General features: G+C 71.4%; 16 protein-coding genes. 6 read left to right on the forward strand and 10 right to left on the reverse strand.

The genetic code is table 11. The features are described 5' to 3' along the window. Positions 1 to 164: 164 nt before the first annotated feature. From ACWEN0_RS35130 to ACWEN0_RS35140, 3 genes are read right to left on the reverse strand one after another with little or no spacing between them, the layout of a single operon-like run. A complete protein-coding gene (locus ACWEN0_RS35130) occupies positions 165 to 1,283 on the reverse strand; it encodes a M20 family metallopeptidase (RefSeq protein ID WP_451983578.1) in 1,119 nt (372 codons plus the stop codon). Beyond that, entirely contained in the window at positions 1,280 to 2,701 is a 1,422-nt protein-coding gene (locus tag ACWEN0_RS35135) for an aldehyde dehydrogenase family protein (protein WP_451983580.1), read from the reverse strand. The genes ACWEN0_RS35130 and ACWEN0_RS35135 overlap by 4 nt, the downstream gene beginning before the upstream one ends. Before the next feature lie 15 nt (positions 2,702 to 2,716). Beyond that, positions 2,717 to 4,270: a GMC family oxidoreductase gene (locus ACWEN0_RS35140; RefSeq protein ID WP_451983582.1), complete on the reverse strand. Its 1,554-nt coding sequence runs from the start codon at positions 4,268 to 4,270 to the stop codon at positions 2,717 to 2,719. Between the two features lie 107 nt (positions 4,271 to 4,377). On the opposite strand from ACWEN0_RS35140, the gene ACWEN0_RS35145 reads away from it, so the two are divergent. From ACWEN0_RS35145 to ACWEN0_RS35165, 5 genes are all read left to right on the forward strand, one after another. Next, positions 4,378 to 4,845 (forward strand): GbsR/MarR family transcriptional regulator, encoded by a 468-nt coding sequence (locus ACWEN0_RS35145; RefSeq protein ID WP_451983584.1) that lies wholly within the window; start codon positions 4,378 to 4,380, stop codon positions 4,843 to 4,845. A 67-nt stretch (positions 4,846 to 4,912) separates the two neighbouring features. Further along, entirely contained in the window at positions 4,913 to 5,338 is a 426-nt protein-coding gene (locus ACWEN0_RS35150) for a hypothetical protein (protein ID WP_451983586.1), read from the forward strand. Positions 5,339 to 5,612: 274 nt separating this feature from the next. After that, complete coding sequence (locus ACWEN0_RS35155; protein WP_451983588.1) at positions 5,613 to 6,056, forward strand: hypothetical protein; 444 nt, start codon at positions 5,613 to 5,615, stop codon at positions 6,054 to 6,056. Positions 6,057 to 6,145: 89 nt separating this feature from the next. Continuing rightward, positions 6,146 to 7,393: a histidine kinase gene (locus tag ACWEN0_RS35160; protein WP_451983590.1), complete on the forward strand. Its 1,248-nt coding sequence runs from the start codon at positions 6,146 to 6,148 to the stop codon at positions 7,391 to 7,393. Then, on the forward strand, positions 7,381 to 8,031 hold the full coding sequence (locus ACWEN0_RS35165; protein ID WP_451983592.1) for a response regulator: 651 nt from the start codon (positions 7,381 to 7,383) through the stop codon (positions 8,029 to 8,031). The genes ACWEN0_RS35160 and ACWEN0_RS35165 overlap by 13 nt, the downstream gene beginning before the upstream one ends. A gap of 36 nt (positions 8,032 to 8,067) precedes the next feature. Here the strand turns inward: ACWEN0_RS35165 and ACWEN0_RS35170 are convergent, their stop codons facing one another. The 3 genes from ACWEN0_RS35170 to ACWEN0_RS35180 all read right to left on the reverse strand — a co-directional run bounded on the left by ACWEN0_RS35170 (position 8,068) and on the right by ACWEN0_RS35180 (position 10,898). Continuing rightward, positions 8,068 to 8,832: a MerR family transcriptional regulator gene (locus ACWEN0_RS35170; RefSeq protein ID WP_451983594.1), complete on the reverse strand. Its 765-nt coding sequence runs from the start codon at positions 8,830 to 8,832 to the stop codon at positions 8,068 to 8,070. Positions 8,833 to 8,873: 41 nt separating this feature from the next. After that, positions 8,874 to 9,794, reverse strand: a complete 921-nt coding sequence (locus ACWEN0_RS35175; RefSeq protein WP_451983596.1) for an alpha/beta fold hydrolase — start codon at positions 9,792 to 9,794, stop codon at positions 8,874 to 8,876. Positions 9,795 to 9,875: 81 nt separating this feature from the next. Continuing rightward, entirely contained in the window at positions 9,876 to 10,898 is a 1,023-nt protein-coding gene (locus ACWEN0_RS35180) for a trypsin-like peptidase domain-containing protein (RefSeq protein WP_451983598.1), read from the reverse strand. A gap of 123 nt (positions 10,899 to 11,021) precedes the next feature. Between ACWEN0_RS35180 and ACWEN0_RS35185 the strand changes: the two genes are divergently transcribed. Further along, entirely contained in the window at positions 11,022 to 11,813 is a 792-nt protein-coding gene (locus ACWEN0_RS35185) for a class I SAM-dependent methyltransferase (RefSeq protein ID WP_451983600.1), read from the forward strand. A 72-nt stretch (positions 11,814 to 11,885) separates the two neighbouring features. On the opposite strand, the gene ACWEN0_RS35190 is transcribed toward ACWEN0_RS35185, so the two are convergent. The 4 genes from ACWEN0_RS35190 to ACWEN0_RS35205 all read right to left on the reverse strand — a co-directional run bounded on the left by ACWEN0_RS35190 (position 11,886) and on the right by ACWEN0_RS35205 (position 20,499). Further along, positions 11,886 to 17,069 (reverse strand): RHS repeat-associated core domain-containing protein, encoded by a 5,184-nt coding sequence (locus ACWEN0_RS35190; protein WP_451983602.1) that lies wholly within the window; start codon positions 17,067 to 17,069, stop codon positions 11,886 to 11,888. A gap of 167 nt (positions 17,070 to 17,236) precedes the next feature. Continuing rightward, a complete protein-coding gene (locus ACWEN0_RS35195) occupies positions 17,237 to 17,755 on the reverse strand; it encodes a hypothetical protein (protein WP_451983604.1) in 519 nt (172 codons plus the stop codon). Positions 17,756 to 18,138: 383 nt separating this feature from the next. Further along, positions 18,139 to 18,474, reverse strand: coding sequence for a muconolactone Delta-isomerase family protein (locus ACWEN0_RS35200; RefSeq protein WP_451983606.1), 336 nt, complete (start codon positions 18,472 to 18,474; stop codon positions 18,139 to 18,141). Positions 18,475 to 18,825: 351 nt separating this feature from the next. After that, positions 18,826 to 20,499, reverse strand: a complete 1,674-nt coding sequence (locus ACWEN0_RS35205; protein WP_451983608.1) for an APC family permease — start codon at positions 20,497 to 20,499, stop codon at positions 18,826 to 18,828. Positions 20,500 to 20,615: the final 116 nt, after the last annotated feature.

Raw genomic sequence — 20,615 nt, forward strand, 5'->3', positions numbered from 1 at the left:
CGCGGAGTTCGTACTCGGCGTCGTTGCCCGCGAAGAACCCGACGACGAGGTCGCGCAGCGTTGGCGCCACTTGAGACGAACACACCGTTGTCCCGAGATCAGACGACGAGCCGGTTGATTCGGGCTTGCGACGGGCCGCAATGCCCGCGCGCGGGGTGTCGCTCTCAAGCCGTTCCCGTGGCGAGGTCGGCCGCGGTCCAGGCCAGGGCGATCGCGCCGTCGAGCACCGCGCGGTCGGCGGCCGGGGTGACGCAGGCGGCCGCGAACTCCGGCTGGTGGTTGACCGCGGGCGCGCAGCCGAGGCCCAGCATGGGGTGGATCGTGCGGACGACGTGCGAGACGTTGCCCATGTCGGTCGCGGCACCGGTCACCCCGCGCGGCAGGTCGGGGAAGACCCGGTCCAGTGCCTCGGCGTTGGCCCGGTACGCCGCCAGCAATGCGGCGTCGGGCCGCAAGTCCGCGTAGTCGGGGGAAACCGGGGTGATCGACACGGTGCAGCCGGTCGCCAGCGCGCCGGCCTCGAAGCACCGCGTCACGCGCTCCTTCAGCGCGGCGAGCTCGTCCAGGTTTTCGGTCCGGACGATCCAGCTGCCCCGGCTGGCGTCCGGGATGACGTTGGCCGCGGAGCCGGCCTCGGTGACGATGCCCTGGATCCGGTCGCCGGCCGCGGTCTGCTGGCGCAGCAGGCCGACGGCCACCTGCGCGACGGTCATCGCGTCGGCGGCGTTGACCCCGAGCTGCGGGTAGGCGCCCGCGTGGGCCGGTTTTCCGCGGTAGGCCACTTCGAACTGCGCGACGGCCGAGCCCGGCATCGCCGCCATTTCGACCGCGGCCGGGTGCACCATCATGGCCGCGGTGACGCCGTCGAACGCGCCGCGGTCGAGCAGCAGCACCTTGCCCCCGCCGCCTTCCTCGGCCGGTGTGCCGAGCACGGTGACGGTCAGCCCGAGGGCGTCGGCCACGCGCGCCAGGCCGAGCCCGGCGCCGACCGCGGCCGCGGCGATCACGTTGTGCCCGCACGCGTGCCCGATGTCCGGCAGGGCGTCGTACTCGGCGCAGAGCACGACGTGCACCGGTCCCGAGCCCACTGTCGCGCGGACCGCGGTCGGCAGGTCGTAGCAGCCGTGCTCGACGGCGAACCCCGCGTCGCCCAGCGCCTCGGCCACCCACGCGCTGGCCCGCACTTCCTCGAACGCGAGCTCGGGGTGCGCGTGGATCCGGTGCGACAGGCCGACGAGGCCGTCGCCCGCCGCCCGCACCCGCCGCTCGATCACGTCCTTCACGAGCCGGCCGCCGCGATGTGCACCGACGCCGGCCGCGTCGCGGCGTCGAAGGCCGCCCGTGCCCCGGTGGCGCCCATGCCGCTTTCGCCGGCGGGCTCGTACAGCCGCTCGGGACCACCGCCCTGCCACTGGTTGACCCAGGTGACGCCGGCCGGGATCCGGGCGGCGGCCTCGGCGTGGCCCGGGTCGGCGGTGTAGACGGTCGCCGCGAGGCCGTACCGCGACCGCGAAGCCCGCTCCAGCCCTTCCTCGAACGAGTCCACGACGACGACCGGGGCGACCGGGCCGAACGTCTCCTCGGTCATGACCAGCATCGAATCGTCGACGCCGGTGAGCACGGTCGGCGGGTAGAAGAAGCCCTTCCCGTCCGGGACGACACCGCCGGTGCGGACCTTCGCGCCCTTCGCCACGGCGTCTTCGACGTGCCGCGCGACGACGTCCCGCTGCCGCCGGTCGACCAGCGGGCCGAGCACGACCCCGTCGTCGAGGCCGTTGCCGACCGGGAAGGCTTCGGCCGCGGCGACCAGCGCCTCGACGAACGGCTCGGCGACGTCGCGGTGGACGTAGATCCGCTCCATCGACGTGCAGATCTGGCCGGTGTTGACGAACGCGCCGAACGCGACGGCGCCGGCGGTCGCGACCGGGTCGACCCCGGCGTCGACCACCACCGGGTCCTTGCCGCCCGGTTCGAGCACCGCGCGGCACAGCCGCTCCCCGGCAGCCGCGCCGACGCGCTTGCCGGTGGCGACCGAGCCGGTGAAGTGCACCAGCCCGATCCCCTCGTGCCCGGCGAGCGGGACCCCGGCCCTGGCGTCCCCGAGCACGAGGTTCACCACGCCCGGCGGCAGCCCGGCCAGCTCGACCAGCCGCGCCACCGACAGCGGCCCGCGTTCCGACGGCTTGACGACCACCGTGTTCCCCGCCGCCAGCAGCGGGCCGATGCCCGCGAGCACCGCGGTCACCGGGAAGTTCCACGGCGTGATCAGGGCGGTCACGCCGAGCGGGTGGCGCAGGATCCGCGTCCGGCTGCCGTCGGGGTGCTCGACGAGCTGTTCGAAGTCGTAGGAAAGCGCTTCATCGGCGGCGGCGCGCAGCCCGGCCACCGCACCCGCGAGGAAGGTCCGCCCGATCCCCAGCGGCTTGCCCATCTCGCGGCATTCCAGCTGGACGAGCTCGTCGGCGTGGGCGGCGACGGCGTCGGCCCACGCGGAGATCCGCGCGACGCGCTCGGCGACCGGGGTCGCGGCCCAAGCCGGCTGCGCCTCGGCCGCCGCGGTCACCGCGCGCTCGACGTCCTCGGCCGAGCCCGCGGGGTGCCGGGCGATGACCTCCTCGGTCGCCGGGTTCACCAGGTCCAGGAAGTCCTCGCCGCGGGAGTCCGTCCACCGGCCGCCGATCAGGTTCTGCAGTGTCCTCAACGGATTCCTCAGCTTTCAGTCGAGCCGGTCGGCCATGAGCTCGCCGGCCATGATCGCGGCGAGGTTGGTGTTGGCGCGGGGGACGAAGGGGAAGATCGACGCGTCGACCACGCGCAGGCCCTCGACGCCGAGCACGCGGCAGGCGGGGTCGACCACCGTGCTCGCCAGCCCGGGGTCGCCCATCCGGCACGTGCTGGTGGCGTGCTGCGAGTCGCCGACCGTGGCCAGCAGGTGGTCGTCGAGCTCACTGTCGTTGTCCAGCACGGCGAAGAGCGCTTCGTTCGCGCTCTCGACGGAGCCACCCAGGATCGGGGCGGTCTCCTCGGCGCGGGCGAGCTCGGCCAGCGCCCGCACGCCGGCCCGCAGCCGCGGGAGGTCGCGTTCGTCGGACAGCATCCGCTGGTGCACCAGCGGCTGGACGTCCGGGTCGGGCGAGGTCAGGCCGACTTCGCCGCGGGAATGCGCGTGGTTGAGCCAAACCCCGTACGCGCCGGCACCGGCACCGGTGTTGGCGAAGGCCATGGCGAGCACGCTCTGGTTCATCGAGACGAACATCAGGTCGCCCTCGGGCGCGCCGGGCCCGCTGGTGAAGCGGACGCAGACGTTGGTGTGCCGGTCGTCCGGCGTCTTGATCGCGGCCGCCGCGGTCAGCGGCAGCTGGATCATCGCGATCGGGTGGTCCTGCAGGCCGAGCCCGACCGGGAGGTCGGCGCGCACGTCGATGCCGAGCGAACGCAGGTGCCCGGCCGGGCCGATGCCGGAGCGCAGCAGGATCGCCGGCGAGTGGATCGCGCCGGCGCTCAGCACCACGGTGCCGGCGAGCTCGGTCGTCGCCGTCCCGCCGGTGACGACGCGGACGCCGACCGCCCGGCCGGCCTCGAAGAGCACCCGGTCCACCAGCGCGTCGCCGCGGATCGTCAGGTTCGCCAGCTCGCGGCCGGGTTCGAGGTAGGCGTCGTTGACCGACACCCGCCGGCCGCCCCGGGAGTTGATCGGGTACGGCGAGACGCCGGTCGCGCCCGGGGCGTTCACGTCGGGTGCCCAGCCGTAGCCGGCCGCGAGGGCCGCGCGGTGCAGTGCGGCGTCGACGGCGCCCCATTCCTCCTGCGGCGTCCGGTGGATCGGCGTCGGGCCGCCGCGGCCGTGGTAGGGGGCGTCGCCGAACACCTCGTCGTCCTCGAGCTTCGCGAAGTACGGGAGCACGTCTTCGGTTGCCCAGCCGGGCAGGGCCCAGTCTTCGAAGTCGGCCATCGGCGGGCGGATCGCGATCTGCCCGTTGATCGACGAGCTGCCGCCGACCCCGCGGCCGCGCCAGTACGGCGCCGGCGGCTGCTTCTCGGTCCGCGTCGAATCCAGGCCGGGCCACACCATGCCTTCGGCCGCCGTCGGGTGCAGCAGCGCGACGATCGGGTTGGGCGAGCGCCACGCCTCGGGCATCTCGGCCGAGCGGTAGTCGCGGCCGGCCTCCAGCAACAGGACGCGCTTGCCCCGTTCCGCCGACCGCACCGCGAGCGCCGAGCCGGAGGATCCCGCGCCGACCACGATGAGGTCCCAGCCGCTGTTCGTCATCTGCCTGCTCCTTCGCCGGGTCGCCGTCGTGGCTAGAATGTGCCCCAGCCGTATGTTCAGTCAAGAGTGAATATTCAGTTTTTCCTGAGCTATAGTGAGAGGTGTCGATGACCTTGTCCGCGGGCGGCGAGCGCACGCTCATCGAGGACTTCGGCCTGCGCATCGGCCGTGCCATGGGGTGGCCGCCGATGGCCGGGCGCACCAGCGGCGTGCTGATGCTCAGCGAGAAACCCCTTACGCTGGACGAACTCCAGGACGCCCTCGGCGCGAGCAAGGGGTCGGTGTCGGAGATGACGCGGCTGCTCATGGTCAACGGCGTCGTCGAGCGGTACAAGGAGCCCGGCAGCCGCCACTTCGTCCACCGCTGGCGCGACGACGCGTGGATCGGCTGCCTGCAGCACCAGGTGACGATGAACCGCGAGCTGCTGGAACTGGCCGAAACCGCGCAGGACCAGGGAAAGCACCTCCCGCCCGAGCAGCGCGGCCGGCTGCGGCAGATGCGCGACTACTACGTGTTCATGACCGAACAGCTCGAAGCGCTGCTGGCCGAATACACGCGACGGGCGTCGGGCTGACGAATCCGTTCGACCGAGATCCTTCGCCCGTGATGCGGAAGAAACGTCGATGAGCGCTGGAGCCGGGATGGGGATCGTCTGGCTGGCGATCTGCGTTCTTTTGGTGACGACGGTGTTCGTCGTGTATCGGCGGCGGGAGAAGACCGGAGGTCTCGGCCAGGTCCCGCCGCCGGTTCCTGAGCACGCGCGCCAGATTGCCGCGCTGCGGGACGAGGACTACGACCTCGTCCTGCGGGGCGGAGCCTGGGTGAACGGCGTCAACGTGACATGGCCGTTCGCGGAATTGCTGGTCAGCCGAAACCAGATCGAACTGCGCGTTCGGGCTCTTGTGCCGATCCGGATCGCCCGCGCCGAGGTGACCGGCGTACGTCGGGTGCGTGGCCCGTTCAGTCGCGGCTTCAAGTTCCGGACCGATTCGGGCCGGTTGGACAAGGTGACCTTCTGGCCCACGGGCAAAGCCGCGAAACAGCTGGCCGAGCTCGGATGGCGGTGAAACGGCCGTTCGCCACCGCACGGCGCTGAAGGGACGCCGCGGCCGAGAAGTGGCTGCGTCCCGGCTATCGCGTTTTTACCGGACCGCCGGGCACGAGGTGGACTTCATCGTGGAGGGCGTGGACGACTGACGGCGAACGTCCGCGGTCCGTGCGGTAGCAGGCACCACCACGAAGCCGGAACCCCGGGCTACTGATCTCGGCGGCCCGCGGCGGCAAGGTTGCGCCGGAGGGCCGCGGCCGGCGGCATCACCACGACTTCGGTGGAGGAATCCCATGACCGTTCGGACGATGCCCTGGGCGCCACGCACGGCCAGGTCGCCGGGGGTCCGGGCACGGCCCCGGGGCAGCTGGGCGCCCAGGGTGCTCGGCGCGGTCGCCGCGGGGCTGGTGCCGTGGGTGTTCGTGCTGGGGCGGTCCCTGCCCGCGACCACGCAGGTGCGGCACTGGCCGGCCGTGTGGATCGGGCTCGACCTGGCCGCGGCGCTCGGCTGCGCGACCACCGCGCGCCTGTTCCACCGCGGCGACGACCGCGCCCGGTTGTCGGCGTCGGCGGTCGCGGCGCTCATGGTGATGGACGCCTGGTTCGACGTCCTCACCGCCCAGGCCGGTGCGGAATTTGCCCAGGCCCTTGCCTGTGCCGTCCCGGAGCTGGCCTTGGCCGGGCTGTGTACGTGGCTTGCCCTGCGCAACGCGGAAGGGCCTGTCGATCACCCGTAGGCGCGGAGGCAGAGCTGGTACCAGGTTCACCACGAGGGCGGGTACAGGCTTCATGGCACGGCCCTCGTGCCGTGCCCTAGCGTCGTGTCATGACGATTCCAGCCGGACTGAGACGCACGGTCCTCCGGGTACGGCGGGACACCGGCTTCCTCGCCGCCGGTGTGCTGCCGCACCTGGGGCTGGTGCCCGTGTGGGCCTGGGCCGCGGCGACCACAGCCCGGACGGGGGACTGGCTCCTCACGGTTTCCGTGTCGGCCGCGCTGGTCCTGCTCGGCACCCCGGTGCTGACGGCCGTTCAGCGGGCTCGCTACCGCGTGCTCATCGGTGTGGACGTCCCCCGGCTCACCCGCGCCGCGCCGGAACGAGGGACGTGGGCCTCGACCGCCCGGAGGGTCGCGGCGACGCGGCCTTGGCGCAAGATCGGCTACCACCTCCTGCTGGGCCCGCCGCTCGCGCTGCTGGAGCTGCTGGTGCTCGCGGTGGCGGCGGCATGCCTGGCGGGCGTCACCGCCTACGCCTGGTCATGGGCGCTGCCGGCCGGCATCCGCCAGGACTGGTTCGGCTCCCTGACCCAGCTGCCGGTCTACACCGCGGCTGGACTCCTCCTCCTGTGCGCCCTGCCCTGGACCGCGCGGGCGGTGGCCTCGGCCGAGGCGCGGCTGGCGTCGGGCCTGCTCGGGCCCAGCCGGGCACAGCGACTTCAGGAGCGGGTCGATCAGCTGGCCGTGAGCCGGACCGACTTGATCGAGGCCGTCGACGCGGAGCGCCGCCGGATCGAGCGCGACCTGCACGACGGAACCCAGCAGCGGCTGGTGTCCCTCGCGGTCAACCTGGGGCTGGCCATGGCCACCCGCCCGGACCTGCCGGGTGCTGCCCGCGAGGTGATCGCGAAAGCGCACTCGGAGGCGAAGGAGGCGATCGCCGAACTCGACGACCTGGTGCGGGGGCTGCACCCGGCCGTGCTCGAAGACCGAGGTCTGGACGCGGCGTTGTCCGGGCTGGCTGCCCGCACACCCCTGCCGGTGCGGCTGCGGGTCGATCTGGAAGAGCGGGTGGCGCCCACCGTGGAGTCGGTCGCGTACTTCGTGATCTCCGAGGCGCTGACCAATGCCACGAAGCACGCCAACGCGATGCGTGCAGAGGTGATCGTCCGCCAGGTCGGCCAAGTGCTGCGCGTGCGCGTGACCGACAACGGGCTGGGCGGTGCCGACGCCGCCGCCGGCACCGGGCTGACCGGGCTGGCCAAGCGGGTCGGCTCCCTCGACGGGGCCTTCCACGTCAGCAGCCCCGCCGGCGGGCCCACCACCATCACCGCGGAGCTGCCGTGCGCGCGGTGATCGCCGAGGATTCGGTCTTGTTGCGGGTCGGCCTGACCAAGGTGCTGGAGACGGGCGGGTTCCAGGTCGCCGCGGAAGCCGGCGACGCGGAGGGGCTGTTGGCGGCCGTGGCGGAGCACCGGCCCGAACTCGCCTTGATCGACGTCCGGATGCCGCCCGGCTTCACCGACGAGGGGGTGCGGGCGGCGATGGAGATCCGCCGGCGCTGGCCGGGGACGCCGGTGGTGCTGCTTTCGCAGTACGTGGAGGAGCGGTACGCGGCTGACCTGCTCTCGGCGAACACCAGCGGTGTGGGCTACCTGCTCAAGCAGCGGGTTGCCGACGTCGCCGACTTCGTGGCCGCGGTCCGGCGGGTGGCGGACGGGGGTACGGCCCTGGACCCGCAGGTCGTCGCCCAGTTGCTGCTGCGGCGCGACAGCGACCCGCTCGCGCGGCTGACCCCTCGCGAACGGGAGGTGCTCGGCCTGATGGCCGAAGGGCGCTCCAATGCCGGCATCGCGCAGGCGCTGGTCGTCAGCGAGAGCGCCGTGGCGAAGCACATCAACAACATCTTCGCCAAGCTTGACCTGCCCGTGGTCGACGCGGACCACCGCCGCGTCCTGGCAGTGCTGCGGTTCCTGGGAGCGTCCCGGGCCTGACCTTCCCCTCGGTGAGCACGATCTTCGGCCGGAGCATCAGGCCGGCCGGACCCGGGACGTCCGGCCGGCCCGTTTCGGCGGGTGGGCGCGCTGCCGGGCCCGGTCGGTGAGCACGTCGAGGATCCGCCGCCACGCCGGGGACGCCTCGGCGACCCGGACGGACACCAGCGTCATGCTCCCCGGCCCGTCGCCCTCGCCTTCCTGCTCGATCTGCCAGGCATCCAGCTCGTCGATGAGCCGGTCCACGCGCGGATCGCGCGGGTCCCAGTCGATCGACTGGTCGCAGAGGAGGTACTGGTGCGTCTTCGCCGGGTCGTCGAACCTGGCGTTCCGGTCCTCGATCCACTGCGGCATGGCGCACGGGTCCAGTGCCTGCATCAGGATCCACGTGTCGCGCTCGAGGCGTACCGTCCGCTCGCTGACCCCGAGCGCGCGCATCCGGTCCAGGATCGCGACCACCTCCGGCGGCAGCACCAGCCCTTCGCCGCCGGCCAGCGCGGCGATCCGGCGCCGGTGCTCGGTGAGCTGGTCGACCTTGCGCCGCAGTTCGGCGTCGATCTCGGCGATGGCCGCCGCGAACTCGGCCGGCTGGGCGTGCAGCACCGCGTCGATGCGGGCCAGCGGCACCCCGGCGTCGGCGAGGGCCCGGATCCGGATCAGGTCGACCGCCGCCTGGGCGCGGTAGCGGCGGTAGCCGGAGGCGTCGCGTTCGGGCTCGGGCAACAGGCCGACGTGGTGGTAGTGGCGGACGGTGCGCACGGTCACGCCGGCGGTCGCCGCGAGCTGGCCGATCGTGAGCACCGGCTACCTCCGCTCCTCGGAAAGGCGTGGCCGCGTCGAGTCTAGGTGCGACCCACCCGCTCCACGACGGCGCGGATCGCTTCGACCACGACGTCGGGCCGCTCGAAGCACAGCTGGCTGTGGCCGACGCCGGGTACGACCCGCCGCTCCCCGTGCGAGACCGCGCTCACCACCGCCGCGACCATCTTCCTCCGGCCTTCCGCGATCGCGCGTAGAGTCCGCTCCGAGATGCCCTGCTGCGCCTGCTCCGACGTCAGCGCCTGCTGGGCCGGGTCGACCCCCTCCGTGGTGAGGGCGATCAGCGGGACGTCGGGAAGATCCGGCCCGGCCCGCAACTCGTCGGCGAGAGCGACCAGGTTGCTTCGCTCGGCGAAGCCGCTCCGGAGCCCGTGATCGCTCACATGGGCGTCGATCAGCGACTGCCGCACGTGTTCCGGGTACTGGACCAGGAGTTCGGCGTACATCCGGCGGAGGTCCGGGCGCCGGACGTGCGCCAGGTCGGGTGCCATCCGCTCGCCCGCGGGCAGGCCCGCCTCCGCGGGCATGAACTCGTCCCAGTCCCGGTGGAAGGCGTCCAGCCACACCAGGCCGGCCACTTCCGGCGGGTACAGCTGTGCGAACCGATGCGCATAGGCGCCGCCGAGGGAGTGCGCGACCAAAACATACGGGCCGTCGATGCCCTGGCCGTGCAGCACCTCGTGCAGTTCCGCGGCGACCGCGGCGGCGGTACGCGGCAGCGGCACCGGGTCGCTGTAGCCGGTCCCGCCCCGGTCGTACACCACGGCGGCGGTGAACCGCGCTACTTGCCGCTGGACGAGGAAGTAGTCCAGGCCGACCATGCCGGCGCCCGCCAGGACGACGACGGCCGGCCCGCCCTCACCCGACCGGTGCACGAAAACGCGGCGCCCGCGAATCTTCCGGAACTCGCCGACCGGCGGAACGAGGACGGTGCTGTTCGTCATGCCACCAGGTTCCAACCCTGACGCACGGTCAGGGTCAACCCCCGGCGACGCGCCCGTTTCGACGAGACGCGCCCCGATGCCCTAGCCCGAGACGCTGGTCCGGTAAAGAGTCTCGATGTCGGAGTCGAAATAGCTGCTGTAGGACACGTCATCGTCTCCGCCGGACTCGAAACCGCCGATGACTCCGATGACCGTGCCGAGGTTCGTCGCCGGGTCGGGGTCGAGAACCCACGGGGCGCCGCTGGTTCCTTGCGGAAATCCGGGGCAGGAGATCTGCATCTGGTGCGCGCCTTGCCGGGTCGTGACGTTCTGGCAGGTCACCGGTTGCTCGGCGGAGTCGGGGTATCCCGTGAGCTCGACCGTGGTGGCGTAGCCACGATCGGTGCCCAGCCGGTCGGCTCCGGTGAGGCTTTGCAGCGTGGCGGGGTTGCCGTCCTGGTGAACGAAGAGAAAGGCGAAGTCGAGGTCGGGGTCGGACGTGGCTTCCCAGCCGGGAGCGACGAAGATGTCCGTGACGGCCCACGCGCCGAACGGCGCGATCCCGTCGTGGTATCCGGGTTCGAACAGCACGTTCGGGTAGGGCCCGCCCCCTGCGCCTTCGTGGACGCAGTGCGCCGCGGTCAAGACGAGGTTCCCGCGCGGGCTGTCCACGACACTGGCCGAACAGTAGTGACCGTCGCCGGAGAACAACGCACCTACGGCGAGCCGGCTGCCGGCGTCCACCGCGTGCGCGCGGGCGCCTCCGGTGTCGGCCGACGGGGCCGGTGCCTCGGAGCGACGGGGTGTGTCGGCCGGCGACGACGGGGGAGGCCCGGTGGTGGCCGGCGGCGAGGTCAGGATCGCCGTGGCGACTCGTTCCGGGGCCGGAGCGGAAGTCCTGGGGCTCGGCCGGTCGTATCCGGGAGTCAGCGGCGCCACCGCGACCGCGTCCTCTGTCTCGTTGCAGGCCACCGACGCCGTGGCAGTGAAGGAAACCGTGGCGAGCAACGCGAACATCGCCGACACGCGAGCCCAGACCATGCTTGCCGGTTCCTTCCCTCCGTTTGCGAACAGAATACTGATGCCCGGCGAAGGCGGTCGCCGAGCCGGGAATGGGCCCGTCATGGGGGAATTGTCTGTCCTGAGAGGAGCCTGAGAGCGAACGAGAATCTCGTTGGCCGATCACGGCCGTGCGGCCCGAGGCACGGTTTACACTGCCTCCCTCCATGAAGAGAGGAACCACCCGCGATGCGCGCGTCCTGGCGGAACCGGCTGCTCCGACCGATCCAGGTCCGGCTGGCCAACACGGTGACGGACGCCGTCGCTCCGCTGCTGGCGCGGCAGGAGCAGCAGCTCGCCGAACTGCGGGCGGAGAACAAGCGGATCTACGATCGGCTCATCGAGTTCGAAATCCGGACGCGCCGCGACATCGTCTACGCCGCCGATCGGCAAGCCACCCTCGAATCGGCCGAATTCGTCCGCGACCACATGCCCGCGGCGCCGCGCTTCGACGATCCGCACCGGACTCTCGAACACGCGCTCTCGCTCGCCCCCACGGGTGGCATGGCGCTCGAATTCGGGGTCTACACCGGCACGACGTTGAAGATCATCGCCGCGGCGCGGCCCCTCGGTGGCGTCTACGGCTTCGACTCTTTTCAGGGCCTGCCCGAAGACTGGCGCATCGACTTCCCCGCGGGCAGGTTCAGCGTCGACGGCCGGCCCGAGGTCGCCGGAGCCGAGCTGGTCGTCGGCTGGTTCGCCGACACCCTGCCCGGCTTCCTCGCCCGCCATCCGGAACCGGTCGACTTCGTCCACATCGACGCGGATCTGTACAGCTCCGCGAAGACTGTGCTGGACCTGGTCGGCCCCCGGCTGCGGCCGGGCGCCGTGCTGGTGTTCGACGAGTTCTTCAACTTCCCGGGCTGGCAAGAGCACGAGTACCGGGCGTTGCGGGAGTACGCCGAGCGGACCGGCGTGTCCGTCGCCTACGAGGGATACTCCTACGCCAACGAGCAGGTCATCGTCCGGATCACCGGGTAGTCTGTCGAACTCGATCGGGATGGTGCACCGGGCCCGAGGAACGGGGCCCGGCGCGTTCGGCTGCCGTGCCGCTCAGAACCGCCCTTGCTTCTTGCCCCAGAAGTACTCGTTGGCCAGGTTCTTCTTGATCTGGTCGGAGAGCCCGGCGTAACGCGGGTCGGTGTTCAGGACGTTCTCGATGTCCTTGACCGCGTTCTGGGTCTGCGTTTTCTTTTCGGGCGGCAGGTTGTCGAGGTCGTTCTGGAAGTCCTCCCAGGTGTGCTTCGTCTTGTTCGCCCTGCCGGGGATGTCGTCGAGGGTGTACGAGGTCCGCGGCGGATCGTTGAGGTTGAACTTGTTTTCGTGGTGCAGCACGTTGTGGTACTCGATGACCGACTGGTTGGTGTTGGACCCGTTGTAGCCGAGCTGGTCCTGCTTGATGTGGCCCATCTCGTGGTACAGCGTCTTGTCGGGCTGGCCGGCACCGAGGTTGATCGTGCCGGAGTGGTGGTTGTACCCGCCGCCGCCCTGGAGGTCGAGAGCGTCGTGGGCCTTGTTGTGCCCGAACTCCCCGGCGACGGTGTCCGCGTCGTAGCCCATGTAGTGGCCGACCGTCTTGCCGTGGTCGGCCGGGCCGAAGCCGTGGGCCACGCCGGGCGGCAGGTCTTCGATCTTGGTGTTCAGCTTGACGTTCGGGTCGTCCGGGATCTTCAGGGTCTTCTGCGGCCCGTCGATACCCAGCTCGTTCTTGTAGCCGTCGTACTTCTGGTCGAACGGCCGGCTGTCGTTCGGCGGCCGGTTGTGCCCGGGGTGGTCGGGGCCTGCGGGCTGGTAGTCGATGGGCGTGTGGTCGTTCCGGCTGCCGCCGGCGTGCGATTGACCGCCGCCGGAGCCGGTGTGGGCGCCGCCGGGCGTACCCGTGCCGTGGCCCGGCGGGGGAGGCGGTGGCGGTGGCGCGCTGTGGCCCGGGGGCGGAGGCGGTGGCGGCGGTGCGCTGTGGCCCGGCGGGGGCGGCGGTGGAGGTGGTGCGCCGGTGGTGCCGTGGCCCGGTGGGGGAGGCGGTGGCGGCGGTGCGCTGGTTTGGCCGTGCCCTGGGGGCGGCGGGGGAGGCGGCGGCGGTGCGGGCTGCGAGGACGGGTTGGAGCTTTGGACGTGGGTGGCGTCGTTGCCGGCGTTGGCCCGGGCCGGTGGCGCCGGGTGCGGTTGCGGCGCGGGCGTGTCGGTGTCGTCGGCCAGCTTGCTGCTGGTGCAGCCGAGGCCGAGCGGGTCGGCCTCGAGCAACGGGTTGGGCACGTAGGTGATCGGGTTCGGCGCCGGCGTGAGCCCCAGCGGGTCCTGGCTGAGGTAGCGGCCGGTACCCGGGTCGTAGTAGCGGAAGACGTTGTAGTGCAGGCCGGTCTCGTCGTCGGCGTACTGGCCGGGGAACCGCAACGGCGTCGACACGCTGCCCGGGCGGCCGGGCGTCACGCGGCCCCACAGCGACGTGGTGGCGTGCCAGGCCACGACCCCGTGGGCGTCGATCAGGTCGACCGGCGTGCCGATCTGGTCGGTGACGAACGAAAAGAACCGCACCCCGGTGCCGAGGTGCTCGGTCTGCGTGACCGGGCGCGTGCTGGCGGGGTAGTGGTCCCAGGTGAGCACGAGCTCGCGGCCGTGGGCGTCGCGGTGCACCTGCTCCACGAGCAGCTGGCCGCTCCAGGCGAACGTGACTTCCTCGGCCACGCCGCCGTCCGGTGCCAGGCGCTGCTTCGCGGTGCGACGGCCGAGCGGGTCGTAGCGGTAGCGCCACTCGGCGCCCTGGGGCGTCCGGACGCCGACGAGGCGGTCGAGCGGACCCCAGCGGTACGTCCAGGTGCCGCCCGGGTCGCTGCGGGTGGTCAGGCGGCCCTGCGCGTCGTAGCCGAACCGGACCGCGCCCGCGGCGACCAGCGTGTTGCCGGTGTAGTGGCGCGGTCCGAGCTCCTGCGCGTCGACGATGTTTCCGGCCGCGTCGTAGCGGTAGCTCTCGGTACCGCTGCGCGCGGCGACGTCGGTGACGCGACCGGCCGGGTCGAGCCGGAACCGAGCCGGCCCGGAGAGGGCGTCGTCGACGCCGGCGAGGCGGCCGTCGGACTGGTAGAGGTAGCCGCGCTGCTGGGTCACGCGGGCGGTGTCGCGCGTGGTCACGGCCTGCTGGGTCAGCTGGTGCCCGGCGTCGAACGCCTGGGTCAGCGTGGCGCCGGCGGTGGTGCGCTCGATCTCCCGGCCGGCTTCGTCGTGGCGGAACGAGACCACCTGCCCGGCGACGAGCAACGACACCGGTGTTCCGCCGGCGTCGCAGGTCCACGCACTGTCCACTCCGGACGGAGTGCGGCGCCGGACGCTCGTCCCGTCGTAGGAGTAGGCGATCTCCCGGCCGTCGACGGTTTCCCGCACGACGCGGCCGAACTCGTCACGCTCGATCTCCGCCACGCTGTCGCCTTCGGAGGCGCGCACGAGAAAACCGACCGGATCGTAGGTGTAAGTGGTCACGCCCGCGCCGGTGTGGCGCTCGACCACGTTGCCGAGGACGTCGTAGGTGAACGTCGTGGCCGCGCCGAGGCCGTCGACCGACTTCACGAGCTGGCCGGCGCTGTCGTATTCGAAGTGCAGGACGCGGCCGTCGAAGTCGGTCTCGGAGACCGTGCGCCCGGCGGCGTCGTAGGTGTAGGACCAGCTCAGGCCCGCGGGGTTCGTCACGCGCGTCAGGCGCAGCTCGGTGTCGTACTCGTAGGCGGTCCGGGCTCCGGTGGCGTCGATCGTCGCGACGGTGAGGTCGAACGGACCGTACTCGTAGCGGTCGCCGCCGTGCTCGACGACGTTGCCCTCGGGGTCGTAGCGCCACCTGTCCTGGCGGCCCGTCGGCCCGATCCGGAGGGCGCGGCGGCCCTCGACGGTCCAGTCGAGCCGGGTCCGGGCCCCGGAGGCGTCAGTGACCACGCGCGGACGGCCGAACAGGTCCCGCTCCACCGGGTCCGCGACCGGGGCTGGCGCGACCTCCGCGCCCCACTGCCGGTCCTGCCGGAACTCGACGTCCGCCGCGGAGCGCACCGCGAGCAGACCGGGTGCGGTCCCGGCCGGGTACACCCGCCGGTAGGTCCGGGCGCCGTCGGCGACCGTGAGCGTCAGTGAACCGTCCACTCCGGACTCCACGTCGGCGCGCGTTCCGTCCGGGCGCACGATCGCCGTGAGCAGACCTTCCGCGGTGTACTCGAACGCCGTGGTGCGGCCCAGCGGGTCGGTGCGGGACAGGAGGCGGTCGTAGCGGTCCCAAGTGGACACCGTCGTCCCGCCGAGCGGCCCGACCTCGCGCACGACCTGGTCGGCCTCGTTGACGTGGAATTCGGTGCGGTGGCCGAGCGAGTCGGTGTAGGTGGTGACGCGGTTTCCGCGGTCGTAGGCGAACTGGCCGTCGTAGAACCCGCGGTCGCCGACGGTCCGCACGCAGCGGCCTTCGGCGTCGTAGACGTAGCGGTACCAGACGCCGTTGCGGTCCTGCCAGCCGGTGATCCGGCCGTCCACGTCGTAGTCGTAGGTCTCGGCCAGGCCCGAGGAGTTGATCACCCGGGTCAAGCGGCCGAGCTCGTCGTAGCCGAAGGTGCGGGCGAGCACGGTGAGGTTCTTCTTCGGGTCGACCACGCGGATCGCCGTGATCCGCCCGGCGGCCGAGTCGAGCTCGACCAGGTAGCCACTCGTGTGCCTCAGGAGCTTCGGCGCGCCGAACCGGTCGTACTCGACGTCGACCCGGTCGCGTCCGGCGCCGATCAGCGCCGACACCGGAAGGTGCTCGCCGCCCCGGCCTGGCAGCGGCCTGAACAGCAACTCCGTGCCCCGCAGGGGGTCCGTGATCGAGTACGTGCCGTCCTCGCCGACGCTCAGCGGCCGGCGCGGACCCTCCGCCGGCTGTACCGGGGAACCGGCCGCGGGGAGCGGGTAGACGAGGATCGTGCCGTCGGCGCAGTAGAAGGTCGCGTTGCGCGCGTCGAGTTCGAGCCGTTGGTCCACAGTGGACGTCCAAGTAGGACCGAACCACCGCCCCGCGCGGTAGGTCGAGAGGTGCAGCCGCTCCAGCACGAGCGGGTCGGGCAGGCGCAGGTCCTCCTGCTCCAGCACGACGGCGCCGCGCACCACGTCGACCGGGTCGGACTTGCAGACCAGGTTGTCCTTGCCGACCGCGGTGTCGCGCGGGTTGTCCGGCTTGGGCGAGGGCGCCGGTCCCCTGGTACCGCCACCGCCGGGCGAGCCGTTGCCCGGCGATCCGCCGTGGGCGGGTGGCGGGGTGCTGTGGTCGCCCGAGGGGGTCGCGGAGTCGCCACCCCCGGTCTTGCCGGGCGGCGGAGTGGTGTCCTTCGGCGGGCCTTGGTACCCCGACGTCGACGTGCTGTCGTTGCCGCCCGGCTTGCCCGGGGGCGGGGCGCCCTCGTGTCCGCCACCGGGGGTTTTCACCGGTGGCGCCTTGGGGGTGCCGCCGATGTCGCCGACCTTGGGCGGCGGGGCGGCCTTGCCGGCCTTGAGGTTCTTGAGCGCCTTGCCCGCGTCCTCGAAAAGCGTTCCTGCCCGCTTCAGCAGTGGCACCAGGGCCTTGAGCGCCTTGACGAGCTTGGTGACCAGGTCGGTGATCTTCGAGGCGGTTTTCGCGACGGCGGCGACGACCTGGGGGACGACCCAGGTGAGGCCGATGCCGAGGGTGAACAGGACCTGCAGCGCCCAGCTGATCAGGTGGCCGACGAGTTCGGAGATGATGTCGCGCACCAGCGTGCGGACCGCGGCCACGACCTCACCGGCGGTCTTGACACCGCTGGAGGCACCTTCGCAGCCCTTCTGCGCCGCTTGCAGGGTGGTGGACACGTCCTGTCCGCGCTGGCGGTAGGTGTCCGAGGCCGGTCCGGACCACGACTGGAGGTCGGCTTTGATGGCGTCGGTCAGGTCCGAGGAGACGCTGCCGAGTTCCTTGGCGACGTTGGCCCAGGTCTCGGACTGGGCCTGGATCTCGTCGGCGTTGCCGGTGAGGGCGTTGAGCGCGTCCTTGAGCGGGCCGACGTGCTCCATCAACCAGCTGACACCGGCGGCGAGGATGGCACCGAACGGGTCCATGGCCACCGACAGGGCATCGAGGGCCGTGCCGACCGCGCCCATCGCCACCGAGGCCCAGTCGCCGCTCTTGATGGCGGTCGAGAGGTCGTTGGCGGATTCCAGGAGCGAGATGCCGGAGTAGGCCTTCGTCGAGTCCTGGGTCTGCGCGATCAAGGGGTTGCTCACGTCGGCACGCTAGCAGCGGGGGTCGCCGGCGCGGGCCCGATCCACGGTGTTGCCCGAATAGTCCCGTAGAGCCGGATCGGTTCGCGGTACCGTCCCGTACGGATGCCGAGCAGGGCGGCTGCCTGTCGCGCCACGGTGCTCGTCGAAGGCCGTCGCGCAGAACGGGATCAGTGCGGCTGCGTGACGTCGTAGAACGCCTGGGCGATGGTCTTCGCTTTGTCCTTGCAGGCTTGCCTGTCGTCCGCGGGCAGTTTCCCGTCGGAGACGCCGATCTTGAACGTCGCATTGCTGTCCAGGACGACCAGGTCGCACATCGTGCCCCGCGGGGCGGGTCCCCATGCCGCGCGCTCGCCCAAGTGCACCGTCGGGTCGAGCACGTAGCCGCCGGAGGAGGTGTAGACGTCGAACCCGGTGCGCTGCCGCCGCACGTTGTTCACCTCGAGGTCGAGGTGAACCGTCGCCGCGTCCGCCGGATTCGTGAACGTGCACAGCCAGCCCGCGCTGCCTTGCAGCCGCGTGTCGGAGGTCTTCGGCGGCAGGTTTCCCGCCCGCCCGGCGACGTCGTCGCAGCTCGCCAACCGTGTGGTCCCGTACTTGCCGGCGACCTCGTCGTACCTGCTGCCGCCGCGTAGCGCGGCGAACACGCCGACGGCGACTCCGACCACGACCACGATGCCGACGGCCACGAGCGCCATGATCCAGCCGGTCGCGAGGCGTCGTTTCGGTGGCCGACCTCCGCCGTGATGCCGGGAGAAACCCTGGGGGAGTGGTGCGTTCACGGCCGAGCTGTCCACCTGAGCCGGCTGGTGATGTCGGGCAACCGGCGTCGAGCGCCGACCACGATTCTCACTGCCCCGGTCGAAGTTGCTCTCGCGGACACGCGACTCAACGAATACAAAGCCCGGGACTCCCCTTGCGGCCATGGCTGGCTACACCGTCGCGAAGATCATACGGGAAGTTGGGTATCTTTCGCCCGGTTTCGCCGGAAAGAGTGGATTCGGGGACTTGCGGTGTCTGTGACGGCATCAGTCGCGCGGCCATGGCCAGACCAGCGGAACTGGGGATGGCGTCAGGGAAGGGCGGCCGCCAGGCGGGTGCGGTGGGCGGCTTCTGCCGCGTCCGGGGGAAGGGTCGGGTAGACGTCGGCTTCGAAGAACCGGGCGAACGGCAGCGTGGCCAGCGTTTCCGCGACTTGGTCCTCGTTGTCGGCGACGACCTCGACGAACGTGGCCCGCCGGGCGGGGGAAACGTAGTGGGCGCCGACCTTCCCGGCCGAGCGCAGCACTTCGAGCTGCTCGTGCTCGGCCTCTCTCAACGCGGCGAATTCCTCGAGGTCGGTGTCGTCGCGGAGGAACGCGACCACCATGAACGTCTGCGGCGCGGGCGGGTTCGGGGCTGGTGACATGGCCTTCCCTTCGTCGAGGAGCGAGCGGCGGTGACGACGTGGTTCTGATGTCAGTCGATGACATCACCGTACCACGGCAATGTCATCGACTGACATCACTGACCGGGCCGACGTGACCTCTCGAACCACGCCAGGCGGCGGCACGAGGTGTCCGTGACGACGAGGGCGACCTGGCCGCCGAGGTCGGCTCGGCGGCCAGGTCGCGTTCCAGCGCTGGGTGGACGGCACGGAGAACCTCGGCCTGCACGAGGCGATCCGTCGATCGTTCGTCCCTCTGCGCACCCTGACCGAACCCTGTCGGCTGAGTGTGCGGGCACCGGATCGCCGGTGGCGGCCAGGCCTTGGCCGGCTTCAGACTGCCGGTGCGGTCCCTTCGATCTCCGCCGTCAGGAGCTCCGCTTCCTCTGCGGCGACCGTGGCCTGCACCTTCTCCGGGGCGAGCGCCGAATTGACCGCCCAGTAGAAGATGACGAGCGCGAAGACGACGACCGTGGCGAGGTCCCACCATTCCGGGAGGATGTTGCGCGGGGTCACGTTCTGCGCGTACCGCCCCAGGAAGCCGATGATCCCGGAACCGACGAGCCAGGGGATGACCCAGACGGCGGCCTTGAGCTCCAGCGGGCGCCGCTTCTCGGCCGGGGCGGTGGCGTAGCTGATCGCGAAGATCAGGAGGCCGACGACGATGGCGGCGAGGATCTTCCACGTCGTGTCGTAGCCGCCCCAGTAGATGATCAGGTTGGCGCTGACGAACCCGATCGGGGCCAGCACCTTCGCGTAGGGCGTGCGGTAGGGGCGCGGGCGGCCGAGGTCGCGCTTGCGGAGCGCGGCCAGGGAGACCGGGGCGAACGCGTACATCACCGCCGTCGCCGAGGTGACCACGTTGACCAGTTCCTGCCAGCTCGGGAAGGGCAGGAAGGAAAACTCGCCGACGACGAAGGCGAGGATGATCGACCACAGGGGGATGCCGCGGACGTTGACCTTGCCGAGGATGCCGGGCAGCAGCCGGTCGCGGCCGAGCGCGTAGGTCAGGCGGGCCGACGTCGCCACGTAGACCAGGCCGGTGCCGGCGGGGGAGACGAACGCGTCGGCGTACAGGACGTAGGCGAGCCAGCCGGCGCCGGCGGCGAAGGCGAGCGTCGCGTACGGACCGAAGTCGCCCTTTTCGATCGGGTTGGCCCAGCCCTGGATCAGGTTGTGCGGGTCGATGCTGCCGATGAAAGCGATTTCCAGCAGGATGTAGACCAGCGCGCCGACCGCCATCGCGGTCAGCACCGCGCGGGAGAGGTCGCGTTTCGGGTTCCGCGCCTCGCCGCCGAGCTGGATGGCTTGTTCGAAGCCCTGCAGGGCGAACACGACACCGACCGGCAACGCCGCGAAGATTCCGTGCGCCCCGTACGGCGCGAAACCGCCGCCCGCCGTGAAGTTGCCGGCGTGGAAGCTCGTCGGGATCAGCACGAACACGGTGACCAGCGGGACCGCGGTCTTCCACAACACCGCGTAGGAGTTGCTCTCCGACATCAGCTTCACCCCGACGATGTTGATCAGGGTGAAGACCACCATCAGGAGGCTGGCCCAGCCGAACCCGCTCGCGGTGAGCGTGCCGTCGTCGGGGTGCAGGAGGTTCAGGTTGTCCTTGACCCACGCGATGTTGTTCAGGTACTCCAGACTCGCTTCGACCTCGATCGGCGCGATGGCCACGGCCTGCAGCCACGCGGACCAGCCGGCGACGAACCCGGTGACCGTGCCGTAGGCGAACAGCGGGAACCGCGCCGTGCCGCCGGCGACCGGGTAGGCCGCACCGAGTTCGGCGTGGATCAGCGCCAGCACGGCGAGCATCGCGGCGGCGAGCAGCCACGAGATGATCGACGCCGGGCCGGCGACCTTGGCCGCCTTGAGCGCACCGAGCAGCCAGCCCGAGCCGATGATCGAGCCGAGGGAGATGAACGTCAACCCGTAGAAGCCGACCGCTCGTTTCAGCTGACCGCTGCCGTCGTTCGAGGTCACGACGGTTCGCGAGGTAGCCATGCACACTCCTGTCTGCGAAATCCGGGAAATCCTCCGGTGGCGTTCCGGAGCACTATGGCGCACGCGTGCGCCGAACCAAACCGCTGTGGTGGCAACGATTCGATACTTAAGGGCGA

It is taken from the genome of Amycolatopsis sp. NPDC004378, from assembly GCF_053602455.1.